Source organism: Rhodococcus sp. 15-2388-1-1a, assembly GCF_002259145.1.
GTDB lineage: Bacteria > Actinomycetota > Actinomycetes > Mycobacteriales > Mycobacteriaceae > Rhodococcoides.
Genome location: NZ_NPFP01000008.1, coordinates 133,958 through 160,087 on the forward strand (window position 1 = coordinate 133,958; position 26,130 = coordinate 160,087).

Annotated in this window: 25 protein-coding genes and 1 pseudogene; 18 read left to right on the top strand and 8 right to left on the bottom strand. The window is 64.7% G+C overall.

All coding sequences use genetic code 11. From position 1 onward, the window contains the following. Positions 1-24 precede the first annotated feature (24 nt). Positions 25-870 (bottom strand): ammonia-dependent NAD(+) synthetase, encoded by an 846-nt coding sequence (gene nadE, locus CH302_RS05120; protein WP_037189807.1) that lies wholly within the window; start codon positions 868-870, stop codon positions 25-27. A gap of 55 nt (positions 871-925) precedes the next feature. Here nadE and CH302_RS05125 point away from each other — a divergent pair, with 55 nt between their 5' ends. Next, positions 926-1,714 carry a fructosamine kinase family protein gene (locus CH302_RS05125; RefSeq protein ID WP_052047590.1) on the top strand — a complete coding sequence of 263 codons (789 nt, stop codon included), beginning with the start codon at positions 926-928 and terminating at the stop codon, positions 1,712-1,714. A 61-nt stretch (positions 1,715-1,775) separates the two neighbouring features. Here the strand turns inward: CH302_RS05125 and CH302_RS05130 are convergent, their stop codons facing one another. Further along, positions 1,776-2,375 carry a TetR/AcrR family transcriptional regulator gene (locus CH302_RS05130; protein WP_037189803.1) on the bottom strand — a complete coding sequence of 200 codons (600 nt, stop codon included), beginning with the start codon at positions 2,373-2,375 and terminating at the stop codon, positions 1,776-1,778. Between the two features lie 104 nt (positions 2,376-2,479). Between CH302_RS05130 and CH302_RS05135 the strand changes: the two genes are divergently transcribed. The 7 genes from CH302_RS05135 (at position 2,480) to nrdF (ending at position 9,123) form a co-directional block, all read left to right on the top strand. Next, the gene (locus tag CH302_RS05135; protein ID WP_037189802.1) at positions 2,480-3,046 is read left to right on the top strand and encodes an NAD(P)H-dependent oxidoreductase; all 567 of its coding nucleotides are present in this window, start codon (positions 2,480-2,482) and stop codon (positions 3,044-3,046) included. Positions 3,047-3,089: 43 nt separating this feature from the next. Next, positions 3,090-3,212, top strand: a complete 123-nt coding sequence (ykgO, locus tag CH302_RS05140) for a type B 50S ribosomal protein L36 (RefSeq protein ID WP_037189801.1) — start codon at positions 3,090-3,092, stop codon at positions 3,210-3,212. A gap of 400 nt (positions 3,213-3,612) precedes the next feature. Beyond that, a complete protein-coding gene (locus tag CH302_RS05145; protein WP_032398330.1) occupies positions 3,613-3,846 on the top strand; it encodes a redoxin NrdH in 234 nt (77 codons plus the stop codon). Between the two features lie 24 nt (positions 3,847-3,870). After that, positions 3,871-4,332 carry a class Ib ribonucleoside-diphosphate reductase assembly flavoprotein NrdI gene (gene nrdI / locus CH302_RS05150; protein WP_037189800.1) on the top strand — a complete coding sequence of 154 codons (462 nt, stop codon included), beginning with the start codon at positions 3,871-3,873 and terminating at the stop codon, positions 4,330-4,332. 36 nt (positions 4,333-4,368) lie between these two features. Beyond that, positions 4,369-6,534 carry a class 1b ribonucleoside-diphosphate reductase subunit alpha gene (gene nrdE, locus CH302_RS05155; RefSeq protein ID WP_037189798.1) on the top strand — a complete coding sequence of 722 codons (2,166 nt, stop codon included), beginning with the start codon at positions 4,369-4,371 and terminating at the stop codon, positions 6,532-6,534. Positions 6,535-6,601: 67 nt separating this feature from the next. Further along, complete coding sequence (locus tag CH302_RS05160; protein WP_082323596.1) at positions 6,602-7,996, top strand: DUF2252 domain-containing protein; 1,395 nt, start codon at positions 6,602-6,604, stop codon at positions 7,994-7,996. 161 nt (positions 7,997-8,157) lie between these two features. After that, positions 8,158-9,123 carry a class 1b ribonucleoside-diphosphate reductase subunit beta gene (gene nrdF / locus CH302_RS05165; RefSeq protein WP_008717549.1) on the top strand — a complete coding sequence of 322 codons (966 nt, stop codon included), beginning with the start codon at positions 8,158-8,160 and terminating at the stop codon, positions 9,121-9,123. Between the two features lie 25 nt (positions 9,124-9,148). On the opposite strand, the gene CH302_RS05170 is transcribed toward nrdF, so the two are convergent. The 4 genes from CH302_RS05170 to CH302_RS05185 all read right to left on the bottom strand — a co-directional run bounded on the left by CH302_RS05170 (position 9,149) and on the right by CH302_RS05185 (position 11,847). After that, positions 9,149-9,346, bottom strand: coding sequence for a hypothetical protein (locus CH302_RS05170; protein ID WP_037189794.1), 198 nt, complete (start codon positions 9,344-9,346; stop codon positions 9,149-9,151). A gap of 3 nt (positions 9,347-9,349) precedes the next feature. Continuing rightward, positions 9,350-10,267 (bottom strand): SPFH domain-containing protein, encoded by a 918-nt coding sequence (locus CH302_RS05175; protein WP_037189793.1) that lies wholly within the window; start codon positions 10,265-10,267, stop codon positions 9,350-9,352. 97 nt (positions 10,268-10,364) lie between these two features. Continuing rightward, positions 10,365-10,838 (bottom strand): NUDIX hydrolase, encoded by a 474-nt coding sequence (locus tag CH302_RS05180; protein ID WP_037189792.1) that lies wholly within the window; start codon positions 10,836-10,838, stop codon positions 10,365-10,367. A gap of 4 nt (positions 10,839-10,842) precedes the next feature. Further along, complete coding sequence (locus tag CH302_RS05185) at positions 10,843-11,847, bottom strand: iron-siderophore ABC transporter substrate-binding protein (protein WP_052047589.1); 1,005 nt, start codon at positions 11,845-11,847, stop codon at positions 10,843-10,845. A gap of 383 nt (positions 11,848-12,230) precedes the next feature. Here CH302_RS05185 and ctaD point away from each other — a divergent pair, with 383 nt between their 5' ends. The 4 genes and pseudogenes from ctaD to yczE all read left to right on the top strand — a co-directional run. Next, positions 12,231-14,021 (top strand): aa3-type cytochrome oxidase subunit I, encoded by a 1,791-nt coding sequence (ctaD, locus tag CH302_RS05190; protein WP_037189791.1) that lies wholly within the window; start codon positions 12,231-12,233, stop codon positions 14,019-14,021. A gap of 144 nt (positions 14,022-14,165) precedes the next feature. Next, positions 14,166-15,392 (top strand): phosphoserine phosphatase SerB, encoded by a 1,227-nt coding sequence (gene serB / locus CH302_RS05195; RefSeq protein WP_037189788.1) that lies wholly within the window; start codon positions 14,166-14,168, stop codon positions 15,390-15,392. Positions 15,393-15,418: 26 nt separating this feature from the next. Next, complete coding sequence (locus tag CH302_RS05200; RefSeq protein WP_230596227.1) at positions 15,419-16,210, top strand: aminoacyl-tRNA hydrolase; 792 nt, start codon at positions 15,419-15,421, stop codon at positions 16,208-16,210. Positions 16,211-16,275: 65 nt separating this feature from the next. After that, a pseudogene (gene yczE / locus CH302_RS30530) lies at positions 16,276-16,857 on the top strand (membrane protein YczE); the annotation flags it as partial. A gap of 11 nt (positions 16,858-16,868) precedes the next feature. Here the strand turns inward: yczE and glgX are convergent. Beyond that, a complete protein-coding gene (gene glgX, locus CH302_RS05210) occupies positions 16,869-19,034 on the bottom strand; it encodes a glycogen debranching protein GlgX (protein ID WP_371828426.1) in 2,166 nt (721 codons plus the stop codon). Positions 19,035-19,065: 31 nt separating this feature from the next. On the opposite strand from glgX, the gene CH302_RS05215 reads away from it, so the two are divergent. From CH302_RS05215 to CH302_RS05235, 5 genes are all read left to right on the top strand, one after another. Next, positions 19,066-19,908 carry an ABC transporter ATP-binding protein gene (locus CH302_RS05215; protein WP_037190200.1) on the top strand — a complete coding sequence of 281 codons (843 nt, stop codon included), beginning with the start codon at positions 19,066-19,068 and terminating at the stop codon, positions 19,906-19,908. Between the two features lie 48 nt (positions 19,909-19,956). Next, positions 19,957-20,778, top strand: coding sequence for an NUDIX hydrolase (locus tag CH302_RS05220; protein ID WP_037189787.1), 822 nt, complete (start codon positions 19,957-19,959; stop codon positions 20,776-20,778). A gap of 20 nt (positions 20,779-20,798) precedes the next feature. Continuing rightward, positions 20,799-21,578 (top strand): enoyl-CoA hydratase/isomerase family protein, encoded by a 780-nt coding sequence (locus CH302_RS05225; protein WP_037189786.1) that lies wholly within the window; start codon positions 20,799-20,801, stop codon positions 21,576-21,578. Positions 21,579-21,683: 105 nt separating this feature from the next. Continuing rightward, complete coding sequence (locus CH302_RS05230; protein ID WP_052047587.1) at positions 21,684-22,694, top strand: methyltransferase domain-containing protein; 1,011 nt, start codon at positions 21,684-21,686, stop codon at positions 22,692-22,694. A gap of 40 nt (positions 22,695-22,734) precedes the next feature. Beyond that, positions 22,735-23,907 (top strand): THUMP-like domain-containing protein, encoded by a 1,173-nt coding sequence (locus tag CH302_RS05235; RefSeq protein ID WP_037189784.1) that lies wholly within the window; start codon positions 22,735-22,737, stop codon positions 23,905-23,907. Here the strand turns inward: CH302_RS05235 and CH302_RS05240 are convergent. Further along, a complete protein-coding gene (locus CH302_RS05240; protein ID WP_037189781.1) occupies positions 23,895-25,217 on the bottom strand; it encodes an outer membrane protein assembly factor BamB family protein in 1,323 nt (440 codons plus the stop codon). The two genes, CH302_RS05235 and CH302_RS05240, sit on opposite strands and share 13 nt — an antisense overlap. Before the next feature lie 147 nt (positions 25,218-25,364). Here CH302_RS05240 and CH302_RS05245 point away from each other — a divergent pair, with 147 nt between their 5' ends. Further along, complete coding sequence (locus tag CH302_RS05245; protein ID WP_037189779.1) at positions 25,365-26,126, top strand: acyltransferase; 762 nt, start codon at positions 25,365-25,367, stop codon at positions 26,124-26,126. Positions 26,127-26,130 lie beyond the last annotated feature (4 nt).

Consider the following 26,130-nt stretch of genomic DNA (forward strand, 5'->3'; position numbering starts at 1 on the left):
GCCACCGACCTGTGGCTGCCCGATTCAGCTGCTTCTCTTCCACCAATCGTCGAACGGCGTCACGGGCACCGTGCGCTTGTGACGAGTTGCGAGGAACATCTTCTCCAGCTTGTCGGCGACCTCGTCGGTGACGTCCTTGCCCTCCAGGTAGTCGTCGATCTGTTCGTACGTGACACCGAGCGCTTCCTCGTCGGGTAGCGCCGGACGATCGTCCTCGAGATCTGCGGTGGGAACTTTGCGCCAGGTGCTCTCGGGTGCTCCCAGTTCGCGCAGCAGCGCCGCACCTTGACGCTTGCTCAAGCCGGTCAGCGGAGTCAGATCGACGCCGCCGTCACCGAACTTGGTGAAGAAACCGGTGATCGCCTCGGCGGCGTGATCGGTGCCCACCACGACGTAGCCGAGTTCGCCGGCGAGTGCGTACTGGGCCACCATGCGCTGGCGGGCCTTGATGTTGCCGCGGACGAAGTCTCGGATTTCGGCACTTCCCAGCGCGTCCGCGGTCGCGGCCGCTGCGGCGTCGGCAGCGTCCTTGATGTTCACCGTCACCGTGCGGTCGGGATCGATGAATTTCAACGCGATCGATGCGTCGTCCTCGTCGGCCTGCACACCGTAGGGGAGGCGAACGGCGACGAACTCGGCCTCGTGTCCGTCGGCTCGGAGCTCCGTTGCTGCCTGTTGGGCGAGTTTGCCGGTGAGCGTGCTGTCCTGACCCCCACTGATTCCGAGTACGAATCCCGAGGCCGGAGTCGACGCCAGGTAGTCCTTGAGAAAGTCCACTCGTCTGCGGACCTCCGTGATCGGGTCGATGGTCGACTGCACGGCCAGCTCACGCATGATCCCCGAGCGCAATTCCGAGTTGATGTGTCCCATCACGCCATCCTAATGACGAGTGCCGGGATTCGATCTCGCGCCGTGCGTAGTGTCGGTGGTCGTGAGTGGATCCTCCGATACCTTCGTCAAGCGAAACCCCCAGGCCCACCCCGACTTCTACGCCGCCGAGGCCGCCGGGCTTCGGTGGCTCGGCGAGGCGGCGGCCCCGGTCGTCGGAGTGATCGGGCACGACCGGACGTACATCGAACTCGAGCGGCTGGCCGCGGCCCGTCCCACGCTCGCCGCAGCCGAACGATTCGGGCGCGCGCTGGCATCGACGCACTCTGCCGGAGCCGGTGGGTTCGGTGCGCCGCCGGTCGGCTCCGACGGCGTCGCTTTCTCGGGTCAGCTGTTCATCGGATCCCGGCCCATGAGCAGTACGGTGCACCGAACCTGGGGTGCCTTCTACGCGGCCGAACGAGTGGTGCCGTTTCTCCGAATCGCGGTCGACGCCGGCACGGTGACGCAGGGCGAGGCGGCGATCGTCGAATCGGCGTGCGGACGCATCGCGGACGGCGACTTCGACGACGCGGAGCCGCCGAGCCGTATTCACGGCGACCTCTGGAACGGCAACGTGTTCTGGACCGACGCGGGAGTGGTGCTGATCGACCCGGCAGCGCACGGTGGGCACCGCGAGACCGATCTGGCGATGCTCGCGCTGTTCGGCTGCCCCCACCTCGACGTCGTCGTCGACGGCTACGAGGCGGTGCAGCCGTTGCGATCCGGGTGGCGCGAGCGCACGGCTCTGCATCAGCTGCATCCGCTCGCCGTTCATGCGGCCGGGCACGGCCGCTCGTACGGCACCGCGCTGCACGCGGCGGCCGCGGCCGTCGTCGGGCTGTGAGCGACGGATCTACCGAAGGCGAGTTGCCCCGATGGCTATCGGACTCGAGTTGCCCCGATGGCTATCGGACTCGAGTTGCCCTGCGTACCAGGTCTTCCCAGCCGTCGGCCAGGCGATCCATCGGCATTCCCAGATCCCGGTACTGGTGGAGTACCAGGGTGGCCTCGAGTGGTGTGAGCAGCCAGTACGCGAGCAATTCGAGATCCCCGTCCACCTCGGCTGCGCGGAGCAGCGACAGGACGTGGGTGAAGTTGACCATGTGCGCCGGGGCGGAATATCGCGCGTCGTCAGCGCTCTCCGCGGCGCGCAGCACTTCCCCCTGGACGTTGACGAACTCCAGTCGAGCTCGGCCGAAAGCGACGAGGCGATCGATCGGGTCGGCTCCCGGGCCGAGCGGCGGGTCGCCGAACATGAACGAGTGCTGCAGCTTCTTCTCGGTGTGGTCGAGCAACGCGCGCATCAGCCCGGCCCGGTTCCCGAAGCGACGGAACACTGTGCCCTTGCCCACTCCGGCCTTGCTGGCCACTGCGTCCATGGTGATGGCGTCGGCTCCGACGGTCGCCACCAGATCCGTTGCGGCGTCGAGGAGCAGCCGACGGTTGCGCGCTGCGTCGCACCGTTCGGATTCCTCGCCCGCTATGGGCAGCATCGGGCCGGTCACAGCCAGAGCCTACCTTGCCGGGAACATAAATGGACCACGGTCCGTTTGGATGGTAGGAATTGACACGACGATCACGTCATCCGAACTTGCGAAGGAATAACCTCATGTCAGACGCTCATGTACTCGTTCTCGTCGGAAGCCTGCGCGCCGAGTCGGTGAACAGGCGAATCGCCGAGACCGCTGTCACCGTGGCACCCGCCGGTGCCGAGGTAGTGGTCTACGACGGACTCGGAGATGTCCCCTTCTACAACGAGGACATCGACGTCGAGGGATCGGTGCCCGAGGGCGCACTCGCGCTGCGGGCCGCTGCCGAAAAGGCCTCGGCGTTGTTGCTGGTCACGCCCGAATACAACGGCACCATTCCGGCCGTGCTGAAGAACGCCATCGACTGGCTCTCCCGTCCGTACGGTGCCGGTGCCATGGTGGGCAAGCCGGTCGTCGTCATCAGCGCGTCGCCCAGCGGCAACGGAGCCAAGTGGGCACACGAGGACACCAGCAAGGCCGTGCGCATTGCAGGCGGAACCGTTCTCGAAGATGTCCAGCTCTCCATCGGCGGCACCATGGACAAGTTCGGTTCGGCGCACCCGCGCGAGAACGCCGAGGTCTCCGGTGAGATCGGCCATGTCGTCGCCGAGTTGGTCAAGGCTGCCGACGAGCTCGTGAGTGCGTGACCCTGTTTCGTTTATGAGAATCATTTTCATGTAAGATGGTTTCATGAAGGTGAGAAACTCGTTGAAATCGCTCAAGAACAAGCCCGGTGCACAGGTGGTACGACGCCGTGGCACGGTGTTCGTGATCAACAAGAAGGAACCGCGGTTCAAGGCGCGTCAGCGCTGACGACTGCGTGATCGACGACGAGGGCCCTCGGAGAAGTTCGAGGGCCCTTCGTCGTGCTGGGGGAGGGTCGGCACGCGTCACTGTCCCGGCCGAGTTCCGTTGTGATGGACAACACCCAGTCGGTGTGACGTGCGACACGCCGATGCAGCTCGATATTTCCGGCCCGATAAAGCCGTGACCAGCGAATACCAAGCATGTTGTTCGCAACATCTCGTGTTGTAGGCAGATGTCGGACACTAGGTGTAGTGTTTGACCGACCGAGAGGCCACAACTCGAAGAACGTGCACAACGGGCTCGAGCAGGTCGAAGTCGCCCTGAGCGGGAGATGTTCTCGGTGCCACACGCAGAGCACATCGGTCGCGTCGGTGCACCCGATGGCGACAACGGAAAGAGGGACACCATGAGCATCACCGTTTACACCAAGCCCGCCTGCGTTCAGTGCAATGCCACCTACCGCGCCCTCGACAAGGCGGGTATCGAGTACTCGGTCATCGACATCTCGCAGGATCCCGAAGCGCGCGACTACGTCATGGCCCTCGGTTACCTGCAGGCCCCGGTTGTCGTCGCCGGTGACGATCACTGGTCCGGCTTCCGTCCGGACCGTATCAAGACCCTCGCAGCGAACGCTGCTTGAACAGAACGAGAAAGTGAGTGAGCGGTGAGTTCGCAACCGCAGTCCTCCCACTCACTGGTCTACTTCTCCAGCGCGTCCGAGAACACTCATCGCTTCGTCTCGAAGCTGGGCATTCCCGCGACACGAATCCCTCTGCGTGATCCGGACGGCACCTTTCGTGTCGACACTCCCTACGTTCTCGTCGTGCCGACGTACGGGGGAGGGACCACGTACTCCGGGCGCGACACCAACTACGTCCCCAAGCGAGTGATCAAGTTTCTCAACGACGAGCACAATCGCTCGTTGATCCGAGCTGTCATCGCTGCCGGAAACACGAACTTCGGTGACTCGTTCTGCTTTGCGGGAGATGTCATTTCGCAGAAGTGCGCAGTTCCGTATCTGTACCGATTCGAATTGATGGGCACCCCCGAGGACGTAGTGCGGGTCCGCGAGGGGCTGGAGGACTTCTGGGAACGTGAAGTCCGACGCGCCGCCCACACGCACTAGAGCACCACACACCACATACCCAGTAGGAGCATCGCCGTGGCACCGACCATCACCGACGCAGCACCCGTACCCACCACCGTCCGCGGCGACGGCGACATGGATTACCACGCGCTCAACGCGATGCTCAATCTGTACGGTCCCAACGGTGAGATCCAGTTCGAGAAGGATCGCGAGGCTGCCAATCAGTACTTCCTGCAGCACGTCAATCAGAACACCGTGTTCTTCCACGATCTGGACGAGAAGTTGGACTACCTCGTCGAGGAGAACTACTACGAGCCCGAGGTTCTGGATCAATACTCCCGCGAGTTCGTCAAGTTCCTGATCAACCACGCGTACTCGAAGAAGTTCCGGTTCCCCACGTTCCTCGGGGCGTTCAAGTACTACACCTCGTACACGCTCAAGACGTTCGACGGCAAGCGTTACCTCGAGCGTTTCGAGGACCGGGTGTGCATGGTGGCGCTGACGCTGGCCGCCGGGGACGAGGCTCTGGCCACCGATCTGGTCGACGAAATCATCGCCGGCCGCTTCCAGCCCGCTACACCGACCTTTCTCAACTCCGGCAAGAAGCAGCGCGGCGAGCCCGTCTCGTGCTTCCTGCTACGTATCGAAGACAACATGGAGTCCATCGGTCGCTCCATCAATTCGGCCCTGCAGCTGTCCAAGCGCGGCGGCGGAGTTGCCTTGCTGTTGAGCAACATTCGCGAGGCCGGTGCGCCCATCAAGCGCATCGAGAACCAGTCCTCGGGTGTCATCCCGATCATGAAGCTGCTCGAGGACTCGTTCTCGTACGCCAACCAGCTCGGTGCACGTCAGGGCGCAGGCGCGGTGTACTTGCACGCGCATCACCCCGACGTCTACAAGTTCCTCGACACCAAGCGTGAGAACGCGGACGAGAAGATCCGCATCAAGACGCTCTCGCTCGGAATCGTCATCCCGGACATCACGTTCGAGCTGGCGAAGAAGAACGAGGACATGTACCTGTTCTCGCCGTACGACGTCGAACGCATCTACGGCGTCCCGTTCGCAGATATCGACGTCTCCGAGAAGTACTACGAGATGGTCGACGACAAGCGGATTCGCAAGACCAAGATCAAGTCGCGTGAGTTCTTCCAGACGCTCGCCGAGTTGCAGTTCGAGTCCGGTTACCCGTACATCATGTACGAGGACACCGTCAATCGTGCGAACCCGGTGAAGGGCAAGATCACGCACTCCAACCTGTGCTCGGAGATTCTCCAGGTCTCGACGCCGTCGACGTTCAACGACGACCTCTCGTACAGCCATGTCGGCAAGGACATCTCGTGCAACCTGGGCTCGCTGAACATCGCGAAGACGATGGATTCACCCGACTTCGGTAAGACCATCGCCGTGGCCATTCGCGGCCTCACCGCTGTGTCGGATCAGACGCACATCTTCTCCGTGCCGTCGATCGAGCAGGGCAACAACGATTCTCATGCCATCGGCCTGGGTCAGATGAACCTGCACGGCTACCTCGCCCGCGAGCGCATTCACTACGGCTCGACCGAGGGAATCGACTTCACCAACATCTACTTCTACACGGTGTTGTTCCACGCCATTCAGGCCTCGAACCAGCTGGCCAAGGCGCGCGGCCAGTACTTCAAGGGCTTCCCGGATTCCAAGTATGCGTCGGGGGAGTTCTTCGACAAGTACACCGATCAGGTCTGGGAACCCGCTACGCCCAAGGTCGCGAAGTTGTTCGCCGACTCCGACGTCACCATTCCGACGCAGGCCGACTGGTCCGCGCTGAAGGCGTCGGTGCAGGAGTACGGAATCTACAACCAGAACCTGCAGGCAGTGCCGCCGACCGGCTCCATCTCGTACATCAACAACTCCACCTCCTCGATTCACCCGGTGGCGTCGAAGATCGAGATTCGCAAGGAAGGCAAGATCGGCCGCGTCTACTACCCGGCACCGTACCTCGACAACGACAACCTGGATTACTACCAGGACGCGTACGAGATCGGGTACGAGAAGATCATCGACACCTACGCTGCCGCAACGCAACACGTGGATCAGGGCCTGTCGTTGACGCTGTTCTTCAAGGACACCGCCACCACCCGCGACATCAACCGCGCGCAGATCTACGCATGGCGCAAGGGCATCAAGACGCTGTACTACATCCGTCTGCGTCAGTTGGCCCTCGAGGGCACCGAGGTGGAGGGCTGCGTGTCCTGCATGCTGTAGTCGTCGCGGTCGGTAGACCCGTGGCGAATACCGCTGTACCGCGGCGCGCTGCGGAGCATAATCAGGCATGGACACCGAAGTGGGCGGCGAGGTCGAATCCGACACCGATGTGACGATTGCTCGGAAGGACGCGCGTCCTTCCGAGCAATTCTTGCGTGGTCGACACGCCCGCCGGCGCGTACCCCGCAGCCGCTTGGCCTTGTGGGATCCGGCCTCGCGTGGTCACGATGCGCTCGAAACAGTGCTGGCGCAGAACGTCATTCGGGTGCCGGAGCTGCTGCCGATCCGATACGCCCGAATGTCCGCATCGCCGTGGACCTACTTCCGTGGTGCCGCTGCCGTGATGGCAGCCGACCTCGCGTCGACTCCGCACACCGGCGTCGAGGTCCAGTTGTGTGGAGATGCGCACGTGCTGAACTTCGGATTGTGGGCCACTCCCGAACGAAACCTGTACTTCGACCTCCGCGACTTCGACGAAACCCTGCCCGGCCCGTTCGAATGGGACCTCAAACGGCTGGCGACGTCACTGGTGGTCCTCGGGCGAGAGAACGGGGTCGATGCGCAGCGTTCCGATCGGGCGGTCGCAGCAATGACGGCGGCGTATTGCAGAAAGATGAGGGCATACGCGAACACGCCGGAGATCGACATCTGGTACGACCGCATCGACGTCGCAGGTCTGCTCGGTCACTTCTCGTCGGGCATCGCCCGTCACGCAGAGAAACTCATCGAAACGAAAGCCGAGCGTCGGACCAGCCGTGGGGCGTCCCGCAAGTTCACCGAGACGAGGGACGGGCGTCGAAGAATTCGCGAGGACGCACCTTTTCGCACGCACGTGGGTGATTCCCAGATCGAGCTGGTGCAGGCGGTGATCGCCGGTTACAGCGAGTCGGTCGACGACCACATCTGGAGTCTGCTGTCCAGGTTCCGAGTTCTCGACGTCGTTCGACAGGTGGTCGGCGTCGGGAGCGTGGGAATGCGGGTGTATCTGGCACTGCTGGAAGAACGGCGGACGTGCGACCCGTTCTTCCTGCAGATCAAGCAGGCAGGGCCGTCGGTGTTCGAGCAGTTTCTCGAACCGAGCAGGTACGACAATCACGGTGCCCGCGTGGTCAACGGACAGAGAATGCTGCAGAGCGCGACCGACATGTTCGTGGGATGGACGGCTGTGGGGGACATGAACTTCTACGTTCGGCAGTTCCGCGACATGAAGGTCATTCCCGACGGCGAGATCATCGGGCCGTACCTGACCGAATTCGCCACCGCGTGCGGTGAGGTTCTCGCGCGAGCGCACGCCCGTAGTGGTGACGCGGAGGCGATCGCCGACTATGTCGGCCGCGGAGACAATGTCGATCGGGCGATGGTTGCCTTCGCGCATGCCTACGCCGATCAGAACGAGCGTGATCACGCGCAGTTGGTCGCTGCCATCGAGGCCGGAACCGTCCCGTGCTCGGTGGGGTGGTGACCGTCGAAACGTGAGACCACGGTCGTTCCCCGCGGCAACACTCCGGGCACACTTTGTAGTGCCTCCCTGAACTGTCGGACACAACGGGTAGTGTTCTTGTCAGCGACTTTTCACGTAGCTTCGTCCCCACTTCTCGCTCATCGACCTGTAGGTAGGCACTCATGGTAAAGCTCATCGATCGTGTCTCCGCGATCAACTGGAATCGGGTCCAGGACGACAAGGACTCCGAAGTCTGGGAGCGTCTCACCAGTAATTTCTGGCTGCCCGAGAAGGTGCCGGTGTCCAACGACATCCCGTCGTGGGCGACGCTGACCGCTGTCGAGAAGCAGTTGACGATGCGCGTGTTCACCGGACTGACGCTGCTGGACACCATTCAGGGCACAGTCGGCGCTGTCAGCCTCATCCCGGACGCCATCACTCCCCACGAGGAAGCGGTGTACACCAACATCGCGTTCATGGAATCGGTGCACGCCAAGAGCTACAGCTCCATCTTCTCCACCCTCAGCTCCACCCGCGACATCGACGACGCGTTCCGCTGGTCCGAGGAGAACGTCAACCTCCAGCGCAAAGCCGAGATCGTCCTGAACTTCTACCACGGTGACGATCCGCTCAAGCGCAAGGTCGCGTCGACCCTGCTCGAGTCGTTCCTGTTCTACTCCGGCTTCTACCTGCCGATGTACTGGTCCTCACGGGCCAAGCTCACCAACACCGCTGACCTGATCCGTCTGATCATCCGCGACGAGGCCGTGCACGGGTACTACATCGGCTACAAGTACCAGAAGGGTCTCGAGAAGGTCAGCGAGGCGCAGCGTGAGGAGCTCAAGAACTACACGTTCGAGTTGCTGTTCGAGTTGTACGACAACGAGGTCGAGTACACCCAGGACCTCTACGACGAGATCGGCCTGACCGAGGACGTCAAGAAGTTCCTGCGCTACAACGCCAACAAGGCACTGAACAATCTCGGCTACGAGGGCCTGTTCCCCAAGGACGAGACGGACGTCAACCCGGCGATCCTGTCGGCGCTCTCACCCAACGCCGACGAGAACCACGACTTCTTCTCCGGTTCGGGTTCCTCGTACGTCATCGGCAAGGCCGTCAACACCGAAGACGAGGACTGGGACTTCTGAGACCGCTCGCGCCGTTCCGGGACGCTCACGAATTCGGTGGGCGTCCCGGCGGGCGAATGTCCTCGGCGTCCTTGGGCATTCGGCCCTTCTCGCTCAGCGCGCGGCGCAGCAGGAACTCGATCTGAGCGTTGGTGCTCCGCAATTCGTCGGAGGCCCAGCGGGCGAGGGCGTCGTGCACCGCTGGGTCCAACCGCAGCAGGATCTTCTTACGTTCGACGGCCATGACTCACTGGTACAGCGATCCGGTGTTGACGACAGGTTGCGTGTCGCGGTCGCTGCACAGCACCACGAGCAGATTCGACACCATGGTGGCCTTGCGCTCCTCGTCGAGCTCGACGACGTGCTTCTCCTCGAGCTTCCCGAGCGCCATCTCGACCATTCCGACGGCACCTTCGACGATCTGCTGACGGGCGGCGATGACCGCCCCGGCCTGCTGACGCCGCAACATTGCCTGGGCGATCTCCGGGGCATAGGCCAGACGATTGATTCGGGTTTCGATCACCTCGACCCCGGCCGAACGTACACGTGCGTGCACCTCCTCCGACATGGCGGCAGTGATCTCGTCGGCGTTCTCCCGCAACGACATTCGCCCTTCGGCGTCGTACGGGTAGCTACCGGCGATGTGCCGGACGGCAGACTCGGTCTGGACGGCGACGAACTCCTCGTAGTCATCGACCTGGAACGATGCCAGTGCAGTATCGGCAACCTGCCAGACGACGATGGCGGAGATCTCGATCGGATTGCCGTCGGCGTCGTTGACCTTCGATTGCCCGGTCTCGTGGTTGCGGATTCGCGTCGAGATGGCCCGGCGGTACGTCAACGGATTGGTCCAGCGAAGTCCCGGCGTCCGCAGGGTGCCGCTGTACGAACTCCCGAGAAGCTGAAGAACGCGAGCCTGATTCGGTTGCACCAGCGTCAAGCCCATGAGTGCCGGCAGTGAGAGAACGAACAGAACGACCCCGGCTGCGACGAGTCCTACGACGGTGAACACGAGCCCGAGCGCGAACGCGGCGATTCCGCCGAGGAACAGCGTGAGGCCGATGCCGAGCATCGACCAGCCGGGCAGATCCCATCCCGGGCGCTCGGCGATGGTGGTGGTCGGGGTACCCGTCGGCTTCTCGGCGACGGTTGCAGGTGCGGACATGAGAACCTCCCTCTCGATGTTGATAGTAAAGTGATATCACATTATGAATCGAGAGGGGACGGTTCGGTGGAACGGTGTCCTCGGTGGGGTGGGGGAGTCAGCGCCGGAACCACGCCGACGGCTCGCCGGCGATGGCCTTCTCTATGCGCAATCGCGAAGTGGCCGTGAGGTTTTCCGGGAGCGCGTCCAGTGCGAACCAGGCGACGTCGAGATTCTCGTCATCGGCAACATGAGGCGTGCCTCCGGTGTACCGAGCGAGGAACGTGATGTCGAGATACTGCGCGACGTCGCCGTTGGGGTACGTGATCGGCTCCGTCACGTCGACACTCGTCAGGCGCACGATCGAGGCGTCGACCCCGGTTTCCTCGCCGATCTCGCGCAGGGCGGCCGGGGCGGGTTCCTCGCCCGGTTCGAGGATTCCGGAGACCACGGCCCAGGTGTTGTTGTCCGCTCGCAGGGTCAGCAGCACGCGCCGGTCGTCGTCGAGAACGACAGCGCTGACACCGGACAGCCACAGCGGCGACGTACCGACGACGCTGCGCAGGGCGCGGACGAATTCGGGAATCGGCATCGCGTCAGGAGACGTAGGCGTTCAGGGAAGCGGACAGATCGTCCAGAACGGCCCGTGCGGCGACGACGCCGCTGCCCGACCACACCGTGTCGTTCACGGCGAACACCCGACCGTCGGTGACCGAACCGAGAGCGTGCCACGCGTCACCGTCCATCACCTCGCGCCCGAACGTCTCGCCGTCGGGGCCCGCGAATCGCACGTAGACGATGTCTCCCTCGACCGGCGAGAGGTTGTCCGACTCGACCGAGAACGTCGCGTCGCGCTGGCTCTGGGGCCGACCGACTCCCACCTCGTCGAGTATCTGGCCCGCGAACGAGTTCGGTCCGTCCACCTCGATGGAGTCCGCAGCGAATCGGACGACGGACGCCTGGGTCTGGGTGGCGTCGATCTCGCGACCAACTCGTTCGGCATCCGCGGAGAACGACGCGAGTGCCTCGAATCCCGCTTGGCCACGACCGAGCGCCGCCGCGGACTGCAGGAAGGTGTCCTTCCAACCCTGCCCGGTTGCGGTGAAGACGGTCGGGGCTATCGCCGTGAGCCTGTCGTAGGTATCGGATCCGAGAGAATCGGCACCCAGGATCAGGTCGGGGTCGAGGGCGGCGATGGCATCGATGTCCGGTGCACCCACCGGGCCGACGGACGGGACGGACGCCAATCCGGTGCCCAGGTACAGCGGTTGATCGCCGTCACCGCGGAAATCGGGGTCGATCGTGGCCGCCCCGACGACACGCTCCCAGATTCCGACCGCGCAGCTCGCGTCCAGTCCTGCGGCATCGAGTACGACGATGCGCTGGGGGTCGGCCGGAATGGCGCTGATGCCCTCGGCATGGCCCACGGGTCGGGTGTCACCCTCGATGCCGGTCGGGTCGAGTGGTGCCAGTGCTGGGCACAGGCCCACGGTGTCCCGGTTGTTTCCGACCACTCCGGCGCCGGCGATGTTCGTGGTCGTGCGGATGATGGTGGACGCGTCGTCCTGCGTCTCGGAGTCGGAGCAGCCGGCCAACGCCATGGTTGCGGCGAGGCATACGGCGGCGACGGCACCGATCCTGCGCGGCGCACACGAACGGGGGACTCGCGGGTGGAGTGGCAACGCGGGACTTCCTTCGACGGGTCGGGTGGTCTCACACAGTATCGGAAGGCCGCCCTCGCAGAACACCCGAACGGACGCCGTCGAGCGTGCGGAATCGGCGACGATCGCGGCGTTCCCCGCTGCGTCGGAAATGCCGACAGCGCAGGCAGATCGCGCGATCCGGGCCTTCTCGATTCGGCCCAATACGACACACGGTAGGACCGGTTCGGCAAGTGCCGGTCCGACGGTCTACGATTCGAGGAGCGCACGACTAGATGACGTCGCCTCGTGGTTCGAGGTCCGACGCGCAATCAGGAGGATCTGTGACTGCCCTAGCGCCTAGGCCCGCTCCCGCGGTGGATGCTGCTCGGCCGTTCCCGCCGAGGACGGGACCGAAGGGGTCGTTTCTGCACAAAGCGGTGACGACCACCGATCCCAAGGTGTTGGGAATCATGTACATCGCGACATCGTTCGCGTTCTTCCTCGTCGGTGGACTCATGGCGCTGCTGATGCGCGCCGAGTTGGCCATTCCGGGAATGCAGTTCCTGTCCAACGAGCAGTACAACCAGCTGTTCACCATGCACGGCACCATCATGCTGCTGCTGTACGCGACGCCGATCGTGTTCGGATTCGCGAACTACATTCTTCCGCTGCAGATCGGCGCTCCCGACGTCGCGTTCCCGCGGTTGAACGCGTTCTCGTACTGGCTGTACCTGTTCGGTGCCTTGATCACCACGGCCGGGTTCATCACTCCCGGCGGCGCAGCAGACTTCGGTTGGACCGCGTACACCCCACTCACCTCGGCTCTGCATTCGCCGGGTGTGGGTGCAGACCTGTGGATCATGGGTCTGGCCATCGCCGGTCTCGGCACCATCCTCGGCGGCGTGAACATGATCACCACCGTGATCTGCTTGCGCGCCCCCGGTATGACGATGTTCCGCATGCCGATCTTCACCTGGAACATCCTGGTGACGTCGATCCTGATTCTGCTGGCTTTCCCGCTGCTGACGGCGGCCCTGCTCGGCCTGGCGGCCGATCGTCACCTGGGTGCGCACCTGTTCGATCCGGCAACCGGTGGCGTGTTGCTGTGGCAGCACCTGTTCTGGTTCTTCGGTCACCCCGAGGTCTACATCATCGCGCTGCCGTTCTTCGGAATCGTCTCCGAGGTGTTCCCCGTCTTCTCGCGTAAGCCGATCTTCGGTTACTCCGGTCTGATCTACGCAACGATCGCGATCGCAGCCCTCTCCATCGCGGTGTGGGCGCACCACATGTACGCCACGGGCGCTGTGTTGCTGCCGTTCTTCTCCTTCATGACGTTCTTGATCGCGGTGCCCACGGGCGTGAAGATCTTCAACTGGGTCGGCACGATGTGGCGAGGCCAGGTGACATTGGAAACGCCGATGCTGTTCTCGCTCGGCTTCCTGATCACCTTCGTCTTCGGCGGCCTGACCGGTGTTCTGCTGGCGTCGCCGCCCATCGACTTCCAGGTCACCGACACGTACTTCGTGGTCGCCCACTTCCACTACGTGGTGTTCGGCACCGTGGTGTTCGCGACGTACGCCGGCATCTACTTCTGGTTCCCGAAGATGACGGGCCGGATGATGGACGAGGCACTGGGCAAGTGGCACTTCTGGCTGACGTTCTTCGGATTCCACGCCACGTTCCTGGTGCAGCACTGGCTCGGAAACGAGGGCATGCCGCGTCGCTACGCCGACTACCTTCCCTCGGACGGATTCACCGAGCTGAACGTCATCTCCACGATCGGTGCCTTCATCCTCGGTGCCTCGACGCTGCCGTTCGTGTGGAACGTGTTCAAGTCCTACCGATACGGCGAGGTCGTCACCGTCGACGATCCGTGGGGCTACGGCAACTCGCTGGAGTGGGCTACTTCCTGCCCGCCGCCGCGACACAACTTCACCGAACTGCCTCGGATCCGTTCCGAGCGTCCGGCGTTCGAGTTGCACTACCCGCACATGGTCGAACGGATGCGCGCGGAAGCGCACGTCGGGCCGGGAGCACACGGTGGTAAGACCACCGCAGTCCTCGAACAGGCCCGCCGGGCTCCGATCGCCACCAGCGATCACGAAGGGTCCGGAGACCCGGATCCCAAGTAGTCCACAGCAGAGCGAGAGCCCCTCCCGGCTACCGGGTGGGGCTCTTCGCTTGCGACAATCTCGTGGCGTGTTCGGGCTCGCTCGTCCACGACAGGTGACACGAAGACCTATCCGGCCGCTGGCCGTGCGCGAAAGGGAGATCCGGTGACTTCGAGCGACACCGCAGTGCTGGTGACGGTGACAGGACCCGACAAGCCGGGCGTCACATCGGTGCTGTTCGCAGCACTGTCACGGCACAACGTCAGCCTCCTCGACGTCGAACAGGTGGTCATTCGCGGCAGGTTGACTCTGGGCGTTCTCCTGTCCTGCCCCCGCGACCCCGAAGCTCTCCAGGAAGAGTTGGAGGACGCGATGGCGACGGTCGGTGTGCACGTCGATGTCGAGATCGACACCGCGCGGGGCGGCGGTCAGATCCTGGCCACCCACGTCGTCGTCGTTCTGGGCCGACCGGTGACCGCTCGTGCCTTCAGCACCATCTCCCGTGAACTCGCCCGACAGGGCGCGAACATCGATGCCATTCGCGGAATCGCCGACTATCCGGTCACGGGCCTCGAACTTCAGGTGACCGCGTCCGACACCTCGCCGGATGCCGACCTGCAACTGCGCACCGGCCTCGCGGCCATCGCAGCCGGAATCGGCGTCGACATCGCCGTGCAGCGCGGCGGAATCGCACGGCGATCCAAGCGGCTGATCGTGTTCGACGTCGACTCGACGCTCGTCCAGGGTGAGGTCATCGAAATGTTGGCTGCCCGCGCCGGGCGAGAGGACGAAGTTCGTGCGGTCACCGAAGCTGCCATGCGCGGTGAGATCGACTTCGCGGAGTCGCTCGAACAGCGCGTTGCCGTGTTGGCGGGGCTCGACGAATCCGTCATCGACGAAGTGGGCGAGAGCCTGGAACTGACGGCGGGCGCCAGGACCACCATCCGTACCCTCCGTCGTCTCGGATTCGCCTGCGGCGTCGTATCCGGAGGATTCCGGCAGGTCATCGAGGGACTCGCGCACGAACTCGAACTCGACTACGTCAAGGCGAACACCCTCGAGATCGTCGACGGCAAGCTCACCGGCCGGGTGATCGGAGAAGTGGTCGATCGTGCTGCGAAAGCGACGGCACTGCGCGAGTTCGCGGCACAGTCGGGAGTGCCGATGGAGCAGACCGTCGCCGTCGGCGACGGAGCGAACGACATCGACATGCTGACGGCCGCGGGCCTGGGGGTCGCCTTCAACGCCAAGCCTGCGTTGCGAGAGATCGCCGACACGGCTATCTCGCATCCGTATCTGGACGCGGTTCTGTTCATCCTCGGCGTCACCCGCAACGAGATCGAAGCTGCGGACGCAGTCGACGGGGGAGTCCGCCGCGTCCCGATCCCATGATCGGCGATGACATGAACGGCGACGACATGACCGGCGTTGACATGACCGGCGATGCACCGGATGACGTGGCGGCTGTGACTGTGGCCGAGGAGTTCTCGCCGGACAACACGTTCGTCTCGCGCCACGCCGAGCTCGCTCGTGGGTACGGCGGAGCGGAGGACCCGGCAGATCCGTCCCAGGTTCTGGCCATGCCGTTGGTGCTGCACATCCCCAAAATCGATCCGCCCCTGCGTAGCGAGTTGCTCGAGGCAGCTGCCAGAGCCACCGTTGCGCTGTGCCTGGACCCACGAGTGGGCGTGGGCGCGTCGTGGAACGAGGCCTTCACCGAGTGGACGTCGGCTCGCATCCGAAAGGTTGCCCGACGTGCGCGCGGTGCCCAGTGGCGTGCGGCGCAGGAAGTTCCGGGTGTGACGGTCGACGTCGGGGGAGCGTCGGCACGCGCTTTCGTGCCCGGTCGGGTCGGAGATCTGGATCCGCGGATCAAGCGGCTTCAGATCGGTGGGACCGACGTGTCGGCCGAAGACGAACCTTCGGTCTCGGCAGGCCCGGTGCTGTGGATCGACGCCTCGCTGTCCATGACGGTGGGCAAGTTAGCCGCGCAGGTGGGTCACGCGTCGATGCTGCTGGCGGGTGCGATGAGCACAGCGCAATGCCGCGAGTGGGCTGCGTCGGGCTTCGAATGTTCGGTTCGGTCTGCGAGCCCGGAACAGTGGACGCGTGCGTTGGACCAGGTTCGCGCTGGACGTGCCGTCGCGGTGCGGGATGCGGGCTTCACCGAAGTGGCACCCGGTTCGACGACCGTGATTGCCGTTCCCTAGATCTGGGGTCCACTGTCGCACAAGTGGCTATGCCGAACATATCCAGTAGCCCCGAGACTGGAAGCATGTTCATCTCACCACGTCGTGTTGTCGCCGGTCGCCGGCTACCTTCTCGGTTGGCCGCCCTCTACGTGGGGCTGTGGCTGTACGGGGCGTCGATGTCGTTGATGATCGCCGGCGGACTGGGCGTCAACCCCTGGGATGTCTTTCACCAGGGTCTCGAGAGTCACCTCTCGCTCAGCTTCGGAACCATCACCGCGATCACCGGCGTGGCCGTACTGCTGATGTGGATCCCGCTGCGGCAACGTCCTGGCCTGGGCACCGTGAGCAACGTGGTGGTGATCGCCGTTGCGGTGGATGCGACGTCGGCGGTGTTGCCGCATCTCGACGGGCTTCCGATCAGGACTCTGGCCATGGTGTCCGGCATCGTGGTCAACGCGTTCGCAACCGCGCTGTACATCGGTGCCGGGATGGGTCCGGGGCCGCGAGACGGACTGATGACCGGTCTGGTGGCCAGGACCGGATGGTCGATTCGGCTCACCCGCACCGGAATCGAGTTGACCGTGGTGCTCACCGGTTGGTTGCTCGGTGGGACGCTCGGTGTCGGGACGGTTCTCTATGCGCTCGGAGTCGGTCCGCTCGTGCAAGTGTTCATGACTCACCTGCCTGCGCTGCGCAGTACCAGGACCGTCGATCCGGTCACCGATATCGTCGAACCCGCTTCCAGCGCAGTGGTATCCGAGGGCACCCCGTCCACACACGAGGAATCGAGGACCGGAACGAACCGCGACGACGACCAACTCGGGCACGCCAGAGTGATGTCGGCGGGACCGCCGGAATGGAGGACGAGGAGCGAGCTGGCGTCGTCGACCTGCCCGCCGTCGGAGGCATAGGAGCGCACGTCGGAACCGTCCACCCAGGCCTGAATGGTGCGCACCGAGTCGTCGTTCCATCGGTCCGTGTCGAATTCGACTCCGGCGGAATCGAACCACACCAGATCGGGTCGGCCGGTCGGTGTCGCGCGGCCGGTGAAGAACTCCTGCTGACGCAGGGTCGGAGCGCTCGCGCGGACGCGGAGCAGTCGGCCCACGAAGCGAATCATGTTCTGATCGGCACTGTCCCAGTCGATGGCCCAGGCGTCCGCCGCCGGTGCGTCCTCGGCGATGCAGTACGCGTTGTTGTTGCCTCCCTGGCTGTGTCCCAGTTCGTCGCCGGCGAGCAGCATCGGTGTACCGGTGGAGAGCGTCAGGGTCGCCAGTAGCGCCCGAACATGGCGTCCCCGAGCCTCGACGACGGATGGATCGTCGCTCGGACCCTCGACGCCGTGGTTGACCGACGAATTGTTGTCGGTACCGTCCCTGTTCTCTTCGCCGTTGGCCTCGTTGTGCTTTCGTTCGTACGACACCAGATCTCGGGCGGTGAACCCGTCGTGCGCGGTGACGAAGTTGATCGACGCCCACGGCAGGCGCCCGCCGCCCGCGAAGAGGTCTTCCGAACCGGCCAGCCGCGAGGCCAATTCGCGAACCCCGTGCTGGCCCGCCCAGAAGCGTCGCACCGTGTCGCGGTAGCGATCGTTCCATTCCGACCACGCCACTCCGAAGTTGCCCACCTGATAGCCGGCACCGGTGGCGTCCCACGGCTCGGCGATCAATTTGACCCTGGTCAGGACCGGGTCCGTGGCTATGGCGGTCAACAACGGTGCGCGAGAATCGAATCGCCAACCACCGGGCCGGCCGAGAGTGCTGGCGAGGTCGAATCGGAACCCGTCCACACCCATGTCCTCGACCCAGTACCGAAGGCTGTCGCACACCATCCGCACGACCGCGGGTGATGCGGAATCGAGAGTGTTGCCACAGCCGGTCAGATCGACGTCCGATCCGCGTCCGTCCAGCAGGTAGTAGCCGGGTGCATCGAGCCCACGCCAGCTGATCGAGGGGCCGTCGACCGCGGATTCGCACGTGTGGTTGTAGACGACGTCGAGGATCACCTCGATCCCGGCAGCGTGCAGCGCGTCGACCATGGTGCGAAATTCGTCCACCTCGTCACCGGGAACAGCGGCGAAACGCGGGTCGGGTGCGAAGTACGCACCCGTCGAGTACCCCCAGTGGTTTCGCATACCCCGGGCGCGAACCCCGGGTTCGGTGAATGTGGTGTGTACGGGCAACAATTCGATCGACGTGATGCCGATGCGCCCGAGATGCTCGAGCACCGCAGGCTCGGCGAGACCCAGGTATGTCCCGCGAAGATGCTGGGGCACAGCAGGATTGCGGGCCGTGAACGACCCCACGTGCAGCTCGTAGAGTACCGTTCGGTCCCAGGGCACGTCGGGGCGCGCGGGACGGCCGACTCGATCGGCAGCTGCGCGGACGACGCCGAGCGGGAGGTGTCCGAGCGAGTCCCGAGAACTGGGCGCACCGAACGGGTCGTCCTCGTAGGCGAGCAGTGCCGACGGGTCTCCGAATGCGCCCGTCACCTGGCGCGCGGCGGGATCGAGCAGAATCTTCGCGCCGTTGAACCTACGGCCGGAGTGCGGATCCCATTTTCCGTGGGCGCGGAAGCCGTATCGATCACCGGGGCGCACTCCCGGGACGAAGGCATGTCGAACCCCGAAGGTGCGGGTGGTCAGCTCCACCCGACGTTCACCGCCGTCCGGATCGATCAGACATACCTCGACTCCATCGGCCTCGGGTGCATGGACTGCAAATTGAGTGCCAGTCGACAGTGCAGTGGCACCCAGTGGGAACGGAGACCCGGGGGGATTCGAGGCGGACTCGCCGCCGGCGGTCCGGCGGGAGCTACGAGGCAGATCGTCATTGGGCGACACGCGTGCACATCCTGCCGTGAATGCACGGTCGATGTGCGGGAAGATAGGCGTCGTGTCTGAACCGGATCCCGACCTGCTCGTAGATTTCACCGACGTAGTCGTCCGCCGTGGCGGTGCGACCCTGGTGGGACCCGTCACCTGGAAGGTGGAACTGGACGAACGGTGGGTCGTGCTCGGCCCGAACGGCGCCGGGAAGACGTCCCTGCTTCGTATCGCTGCGGCCGAGATCCATCCCACGTCCGGTGTCGCCCACGTTCTCGGCGAAATCATGGGCAAAACCGACGTCTCCGAACTCCGACCGCGGATCGGCCTGTCGTCCTCCTCGCTTGCGCAGCGCATTCCCGCCGACGAACTCGTGTCCGATCTGGTGGTGTCCGCCGGCTACTCGGTACTGGGGCGTTGGCGAGAGAAATACGACGCGGTCGACACCGAGCGTGCAGTCGAGATGCTCGAGAGCCTCGGTGCAGAACATCTCGCCACCCGCACCTACGGCACGCTGTCCGAAGGCGAACGAAAGCGTGTTCTCATCGCCCGCGCCCTGATGACCGACCCCGAACTTCTCCTGCTGGACGAGCCGGCGGCCGGCCTCGACCTCGGTGGACGCGAGGAGCTGGTGGCACGCCTGACCGACCTCGCGGCCGATCCCGACGCCCCCGCGACCGTGCTGATCACCCACCACGTGGAAGAGATCCCGCCGGGCTTCAGTCACGCGTTGTTGCTCAAGGAAGGCGGCGTGGTGGCACAGGGACTCATGGACGACGTCATCACCGCAGAGAACCTGACCGAGGCGTTCAGCCAGTCGATCGCACTCGATCGCGTCGACGGTCGGTTCTTCGCGCGGCGGACCCGCGCTGCGGGAGCGCACCGCCGGTAGAGCGGACCGAGCGATTCCGCTGCGAAGCGCAGCGGTACGTTGCCCTGCATGAGCTCGAACAATGCTGCCGATCACGCGCAGGCGCGGGACGCCTCGACGGTCATCTTGATTCGTGACGGTCTGTCACGACCCGACATCGAGGTTTTCCTGCTCGAGCGAGTCGGTGGTATGGCATTCGCGGGTGGCATGACGGTGTTTCCCGGTGGCGGCGTCGACCCCTCGGACGCGGCAGCGGACGTCCGCTGGGCAGGGCCGCCGCCGTCGTGGTGGGCCGAGCGCTTCGGAACGGACGAGGGCAAGGCTCAGGCCCTTGTGTGTGCTGCGGCGCGCGAAACGTTCGAGGAGTGCGGCGTGCTGTTGGCCGGCTCGACGCCGGATTCGATCGTTGCCGATACCGCCCCGTTCGCGGCGGAGCGGGGTCGGCTCGAGCGCCGCGAAGTGTCGTTCGCCGAGTTTCTCACCGCCCACGACCTCGTGCTGCGATCGGATCTGCTCCGGCCGTGGTCTCACTGGATCACCCCGGTCGGCGAAGCGCGACGGTACGACACCCGGTTCTTCGTCGCGGTGCTGCCCGAGGGGCAGAGTGCGGACGGCGAGACCAGCGAAGCAGCGTCGGTGAGTTGGCGCTCGACCGGTGACGCATTGGAGGACTGGCGGTCGGGAAACACAATTCTCCTTCCGCCGACCTGGAGCCAGCTGGACGCACTGTCTCGGTTCGACACCGTCGCGCAGGTCGTCGAGCACGACCGCGAGATCGCCCCGGTGCTTCCGATTCTCACCCGCGACGACGGTACGGTCCGGGTGGTCTTCGAGGGCGACGATGCGTACTACGCCGGAACGCGACATCCCTGGTCGGATCGTCGGTCCTAGGCCCGGTAGCCTTTCGGCCCATGGCTGAGTTCGTGAATCTCGAAGTATCCGACGGTATCGGCACCATTCGCCTGGATCGTCCGCCGATGAATGCGCTCGATCGGCAGATGCAGGAGGAGATCCGAGCGGCGGCCCGCGAGGCCACGGTGAATTCCGAGGTCAAGGCCGTCGTCGTCTATGGCGGCGAGAAGGTCTTCGCCGCCGGTGCCGACATCAAGGAGATGGTGGCGTTGTCCGCGGCCGAGATGGCCGAGATCGCCGAAGATCTGCAGTCCGCCCTCGGCTCGCTCAGTACCATTCCCAAGCCCGTCGTTGCGGCGGTGACCGGATACGCACTCGGTGGTGGGCTCGAGGTCGCATTGGGTGCGGACCGCCGGATCGCGGGCGACAACGCGAAGTTCGGTGTTCCCGAGGTGCTGCTCGGTGTCATTCCCGGCGGCGGCGGAACGCAGCGGCTGGCTCGGCTGATCGGCCCGAGCCGTGCCAAGGACATGGTCTTCACCGGCCGCTTCGTCGGTGCCGAGGAAGCGTTGCGTATCGGATTGGTGGACGAGGTGGTGGCACCGGACGAGGTCTACAACGCCGCCCGCGCCTGGGCCATGCAGTTCACCACGGGTGCATCGCGAGCGCTCGCAGCGGCCAAGGCGTCGATCGACCAGGGGCTCGACGTCGATCTCACCACCGGTCTGCGGATCGAGGCGCAGCAGTTCGCGGCCTTGTTCGCGACCGACGATCGCACGATCGGCATGAAGTCCTTCGTGGCCGACGGCCCGGGAAAGGCGACCTTCACCGGACGGTGAAGCAACGGCCCCACGGAGAAGAGTTGTTCCACAGCTACCGGATAGTAGGCTCGCCTGATGACTGCAAGCCCCCACGACGGTGTCGATCGATCGATCTCGAATGCGATGCCTTCGGCCTCGTCCGAGATCGATGACCGCCAGGTCGATCCAGCCCCGAATCCGCATGCCACTGCCGAGCAGGTCGAGGCAGCCCGGACGGACACCAAACTGGCGCAGGTGCTCTATCACGACTGGGAAGCCGAGACCTACGACGACAAGTGGTCGATCTCCTACGACGAGCGATGCATCGACTACGCGCGCGGCAGGTTCGATCAGGCGGTCTCCGGTGACGCGTCGGCGCAGTCCGCACTGCCGTACGGCCGCGCGCTCGAACTGGGCTGCGGTACCGGGTTCTTCCTACTGAACCTGATGCAGGCCGGCATCGCAGACAAGGGCTCGGTCACCGACCTCTCGCCCGGCATGGTCAAGGTCGCTCTTCGCAACGCCGAGCACCTCGGCCTGGACGTCGACGGCCGCGTCGCCGACGCGGAGACCATTCCCTACGAAGACGACACGTTCGATCTCGTCGTCGGGCACGCCGTCCTCCACCACATCCCGGACGTCGAACAGTCCCTGCGCGAGGTGCTGCGGGTGCTCAAACCGGGCGGCCGCTTCGTGTTCGCGGGCGAACCCACCACGGTGGGCAACTTCTACGCACGCTGGCTCGGACGCATCACCTGGGAAGCGACCACCCGCGCCACCAAGCTCCCGTTCCTGGCGAGCTGGCGCAAGCCACAAGAAGAGCTCGACGAATCCTCGCGAGCAGCGGCGCTGGAGGCCGTTGTCGACCTGCACACGTTCGATCCGACCGATCTCGAGAACATCGCGCTTTCGGCCGGTGCCGAGTCCGTCCAGGCGAACACCGAGGAGTTCGCCGCCGCTCTGCTCGGCTGGCCGGTGCGTACCTTCGAGGCCGCTGTACCCGCGGGCAAGCTGGGGTGGAACTGGGCGAAGTTCGCCTTCGGTGGATGGAAGACACTGAGCTGGGTCGACGAGAACGTGCTGCAGCACGTGGTACCGCGCGGACTGTTCTACAACGTGATGATCACCGGCACCAAGCCCGCTCCTCGCGCTTGATCGGCTCGGACCGCCGCAGACTCTGCGCTCGAGTCCGCTAGTGGGCTACGAATTCACCGGCACCGACCTCGACTTCCTACGAAGCGAGGCCGGTGCCGGAGCGCTTGCTGAGGTCGACGACCTCGAGCTCAGCGCTCGAACATCGGTGCGCGACACGGCCTCGGTGCGCACTCGATTCCCCGACCACGCGAGTGCACTGATCGAAACCGTGACAGTCCGCCGCAAGGCCCGAGTGAAGTTGTTCGACTCCGACCGATGGTGGGTCACCGACGAGGCGGTACAGCAGGCCACGCCGACGCTCGTCGCGCGCAGGCGGGCCGCTCGACTCGCCGGACGACGGGTGCACGATGTCACGTGTTCGATCGGCAGTGAACTGTCCGTGCTGGTCGGCACCACGGAGTTGGCGGTGGGCAGCGATCTCGACCCGATTCGGCTTCGGATGGCCGCACACAACGTCCCGGACGCCACCGTGCTGCGCGCCGACGCTCTGACACCGACGACGCGCGACACCGTCGTCGTGGCCGATCCCGGCCGCCGAGCAGGTGGGCGGCGACGCCACGACCCGGCGGCGCTGCAACCACCGCTACCGGACCTGTTCGACGCCTATCGGGGCCGAGACCTGGTCGTCAAGTGTGCGCCCGGCCTGAATTTCGACGCGGTCGACTGGGCAGGCGAGATCGAGGTGGTCTCGCTCGACGGGGGAGTGCGAGAAGCCTGCCTCTGGTCGGAAGGGTTGAGCGAGAACGGTGTTCGGCGGCGGGCAGCTGTTCTTCGGTCCGACGGCAGTGTTCTGGAATTCACCGATGCAGAATCCGAAGACATTCCGGTTCGGCCCCCTGGCAGCTACCTCGTCGATCCGGACGGCGCGGTGGTCAGGGCCGGTTTGGTTCGGCACTACGGTGCCAGATTCGGTCTGTGGCAACTCGATCCGAGAATCGCGTATCTGACCGGCGACACCGTCCCGGACGGGGTGCGCGGCTTTCGGATTCTGGAGCAGTCCAAGTTCTCGGAGAAAGTGCTTCGGCAACAACTGAATCGGATGGACTGCGGCTCGGTGGAGATTCTCGTCCGCGGGGTCGACGTGGATCCGGCAATACTGCGGCCCAGGCTCAAACTGCGCGGATCCGTGGCGTTGTCGGTGGTGATCGCCCGAGTCGAACGGTCTGCGGTGGCGTTCGTCTGCGCTCCGGGCGCTATCGGTCAGCCTGTGTAGGTGAAGATTTCGCCGAGGTAGCTTGCGGTGACGACCTGGCCGTCCGGGCCGAGGGAGGTGCCGACGGTGGTGCCGACGACGTCGGGAACGGACTGCACATCCACCGTCTCACCGGTGGCTGCGTCGAAAGTGAGCAGTGCCAGTCCGTCGTTTTCACGAACGACGGTGTGCCCGCGTCCGTCTGCGGATTGGGCTGCGCTGCCTGCCTGTTCGATGTCGTCGCGAACCCAGACTCGCTCGGCGGAATCTCCGTTGTCTCGGACGCCGACGAGGGTGCCGTCGCCGCCCGAGGGCACGATCGTGCCGTCCGAGGCGATCGAGGGACTCGCACCGATGCCGAGCCCGGTGCCCTCGGTCCACTTCTGTCGCCCGTCGGCGGTGTCGAACGCGGTCAGCCTGCCGTCGACATCGGCCAGGTAGACCGTCGACCCGTCCTCGGACAGCACCGGACTCGATGCGACTCCGGCGGGCAGCAGGTCCGAGGACCAACGTTCGACGAGACCGGGAGAGCCGTCTCGGTTGTACTGCAGGGAAACGAGCTGTGGCGCAATCGAACCGGGACGCCACAGCGTCAAGTAGATCGTTCCGGTCGCACTGTCGACCGCGGGCGCTGCGGGAACGGGGCATTCGGATCCACCCGAGCTGCACTGGGCGAGCCCGGTGTCGACCGGCAGGAAATCGGAATTCGGGTCGGTCAGGAAATTCGGCGTCGGAATCAGATCCAGGATCGGTACTCGAAGTTGCCCGTTCTGCGAATCCAGAACGCTGACCTGCCCCATCTGGGTGACCGAGAGCACGCTGCCGTCCCCGAGGAACTGGGCGGACTTGGGCACTCCGTACACCGGTGTGCGCCAACGTAGTTGCCCGTGGTCGTTGTACGAGTTCATGCCGCCGTCGTCGCCGATGTAGACGTTGATGGCCGAATCGACGGTCGGCGTGGCAGTGACGACGGACGGCCCGACGCGATTGCACCAGCGCTTGCGTGCGGAGTCGATCTCGAAGGAGAAGAGGTTGCAGCCGGATTCGGTGGCGGCAGTGACGAACATCTGACCGGTCGACCCGATGGACACCGGAGAGGTCACCGTGCCGCCGGTGGGGCGCGTCCAGTCCAGGGACAGTGGAGTCGACACCGACACTGCGGTGGCACCGCTGTTGTGCGAGTTCCCGTGCGCTGCAGGCCACGAATCGGGAGAGAGTGGTTCTATGGCCGACGTATCGGTGCCGCAGCCGCTCACGGTCACCAGCGCGAGCGCTGCTGCGACCGCCGTGACCTTTCTGCCGGTCCTGCCCTTGGCCCTGACGCCGCGCATCGATCGCTCCCCATGACTCGAGTCCGTGCCCGACGTGGTGCCGGGGCGTCTGTTCGTTCTGCCGACGAGCAACAGTCGACAGGCAACCCTAGCCCGCGCGAGGGTGGCGGCAGAGAGCGGGCGAACGAGAAACTAGGGTGAACGTCCATGACGAGTATGTGGAACGCGCCGCTGCGGACACGCTGGCGCGGGTCGAGACGACGCGACACCGAACAGGCGCGATTCCTCACGCGTGCGTCCCTCGACTGGGTGCTCGCCAACAAGGCGTACACACCGTGGTACCTGGTGCGCTACTACCGTCTCGCGAAGTTCAAGCTGGCCAATCCGCACGTGATCCTCAAGGGCATGGTGTTTCTCGGCAAGAACGTCGAGATTCATTCCACTCCCGAGCTCTCGCGCCTCGAGATCGGTCGCTGGGTACACATCGGCGACGGCAATGCCATTCGCTGTCACGAGGGTTCGCTGCGGATCGGCGACAAGGTGGTGTTCGGCAAGGACAACGTCGTCAACACCTACCTCGACATCGAGATCGGCGCGTCGACGCTGGTGGCCGACTGGTGCTACATCTGCGATTTCGATCATCGGATGGACGATGTCAACATGCCGATCAAGGATCAGGGGATCGTGAAGGGGCCCGTGAGAATCGGTCCGGACACGTGGATCGCGGCCAAGGTGACGATTCTGCGCGAGACCCGGATCGGCCGGGGCTGCGTGCTCGGGGCCCACGCGGTGGTCAAGGGTGAGATCCCGGATTACAGCATCGCGGTCGGTGCCCCGGCCAAGGTCGTCCGCAATCGCAAGGTCGCCTGGGAGGCAGGTGCCGCCGAACGCGCGAAGTACATTGCTGCGCTGGAGGATATCGCCCGCAAGAAGGCTCTCGGACAGGCCGAGGCGGCGCGGGAGAACTGAGCTT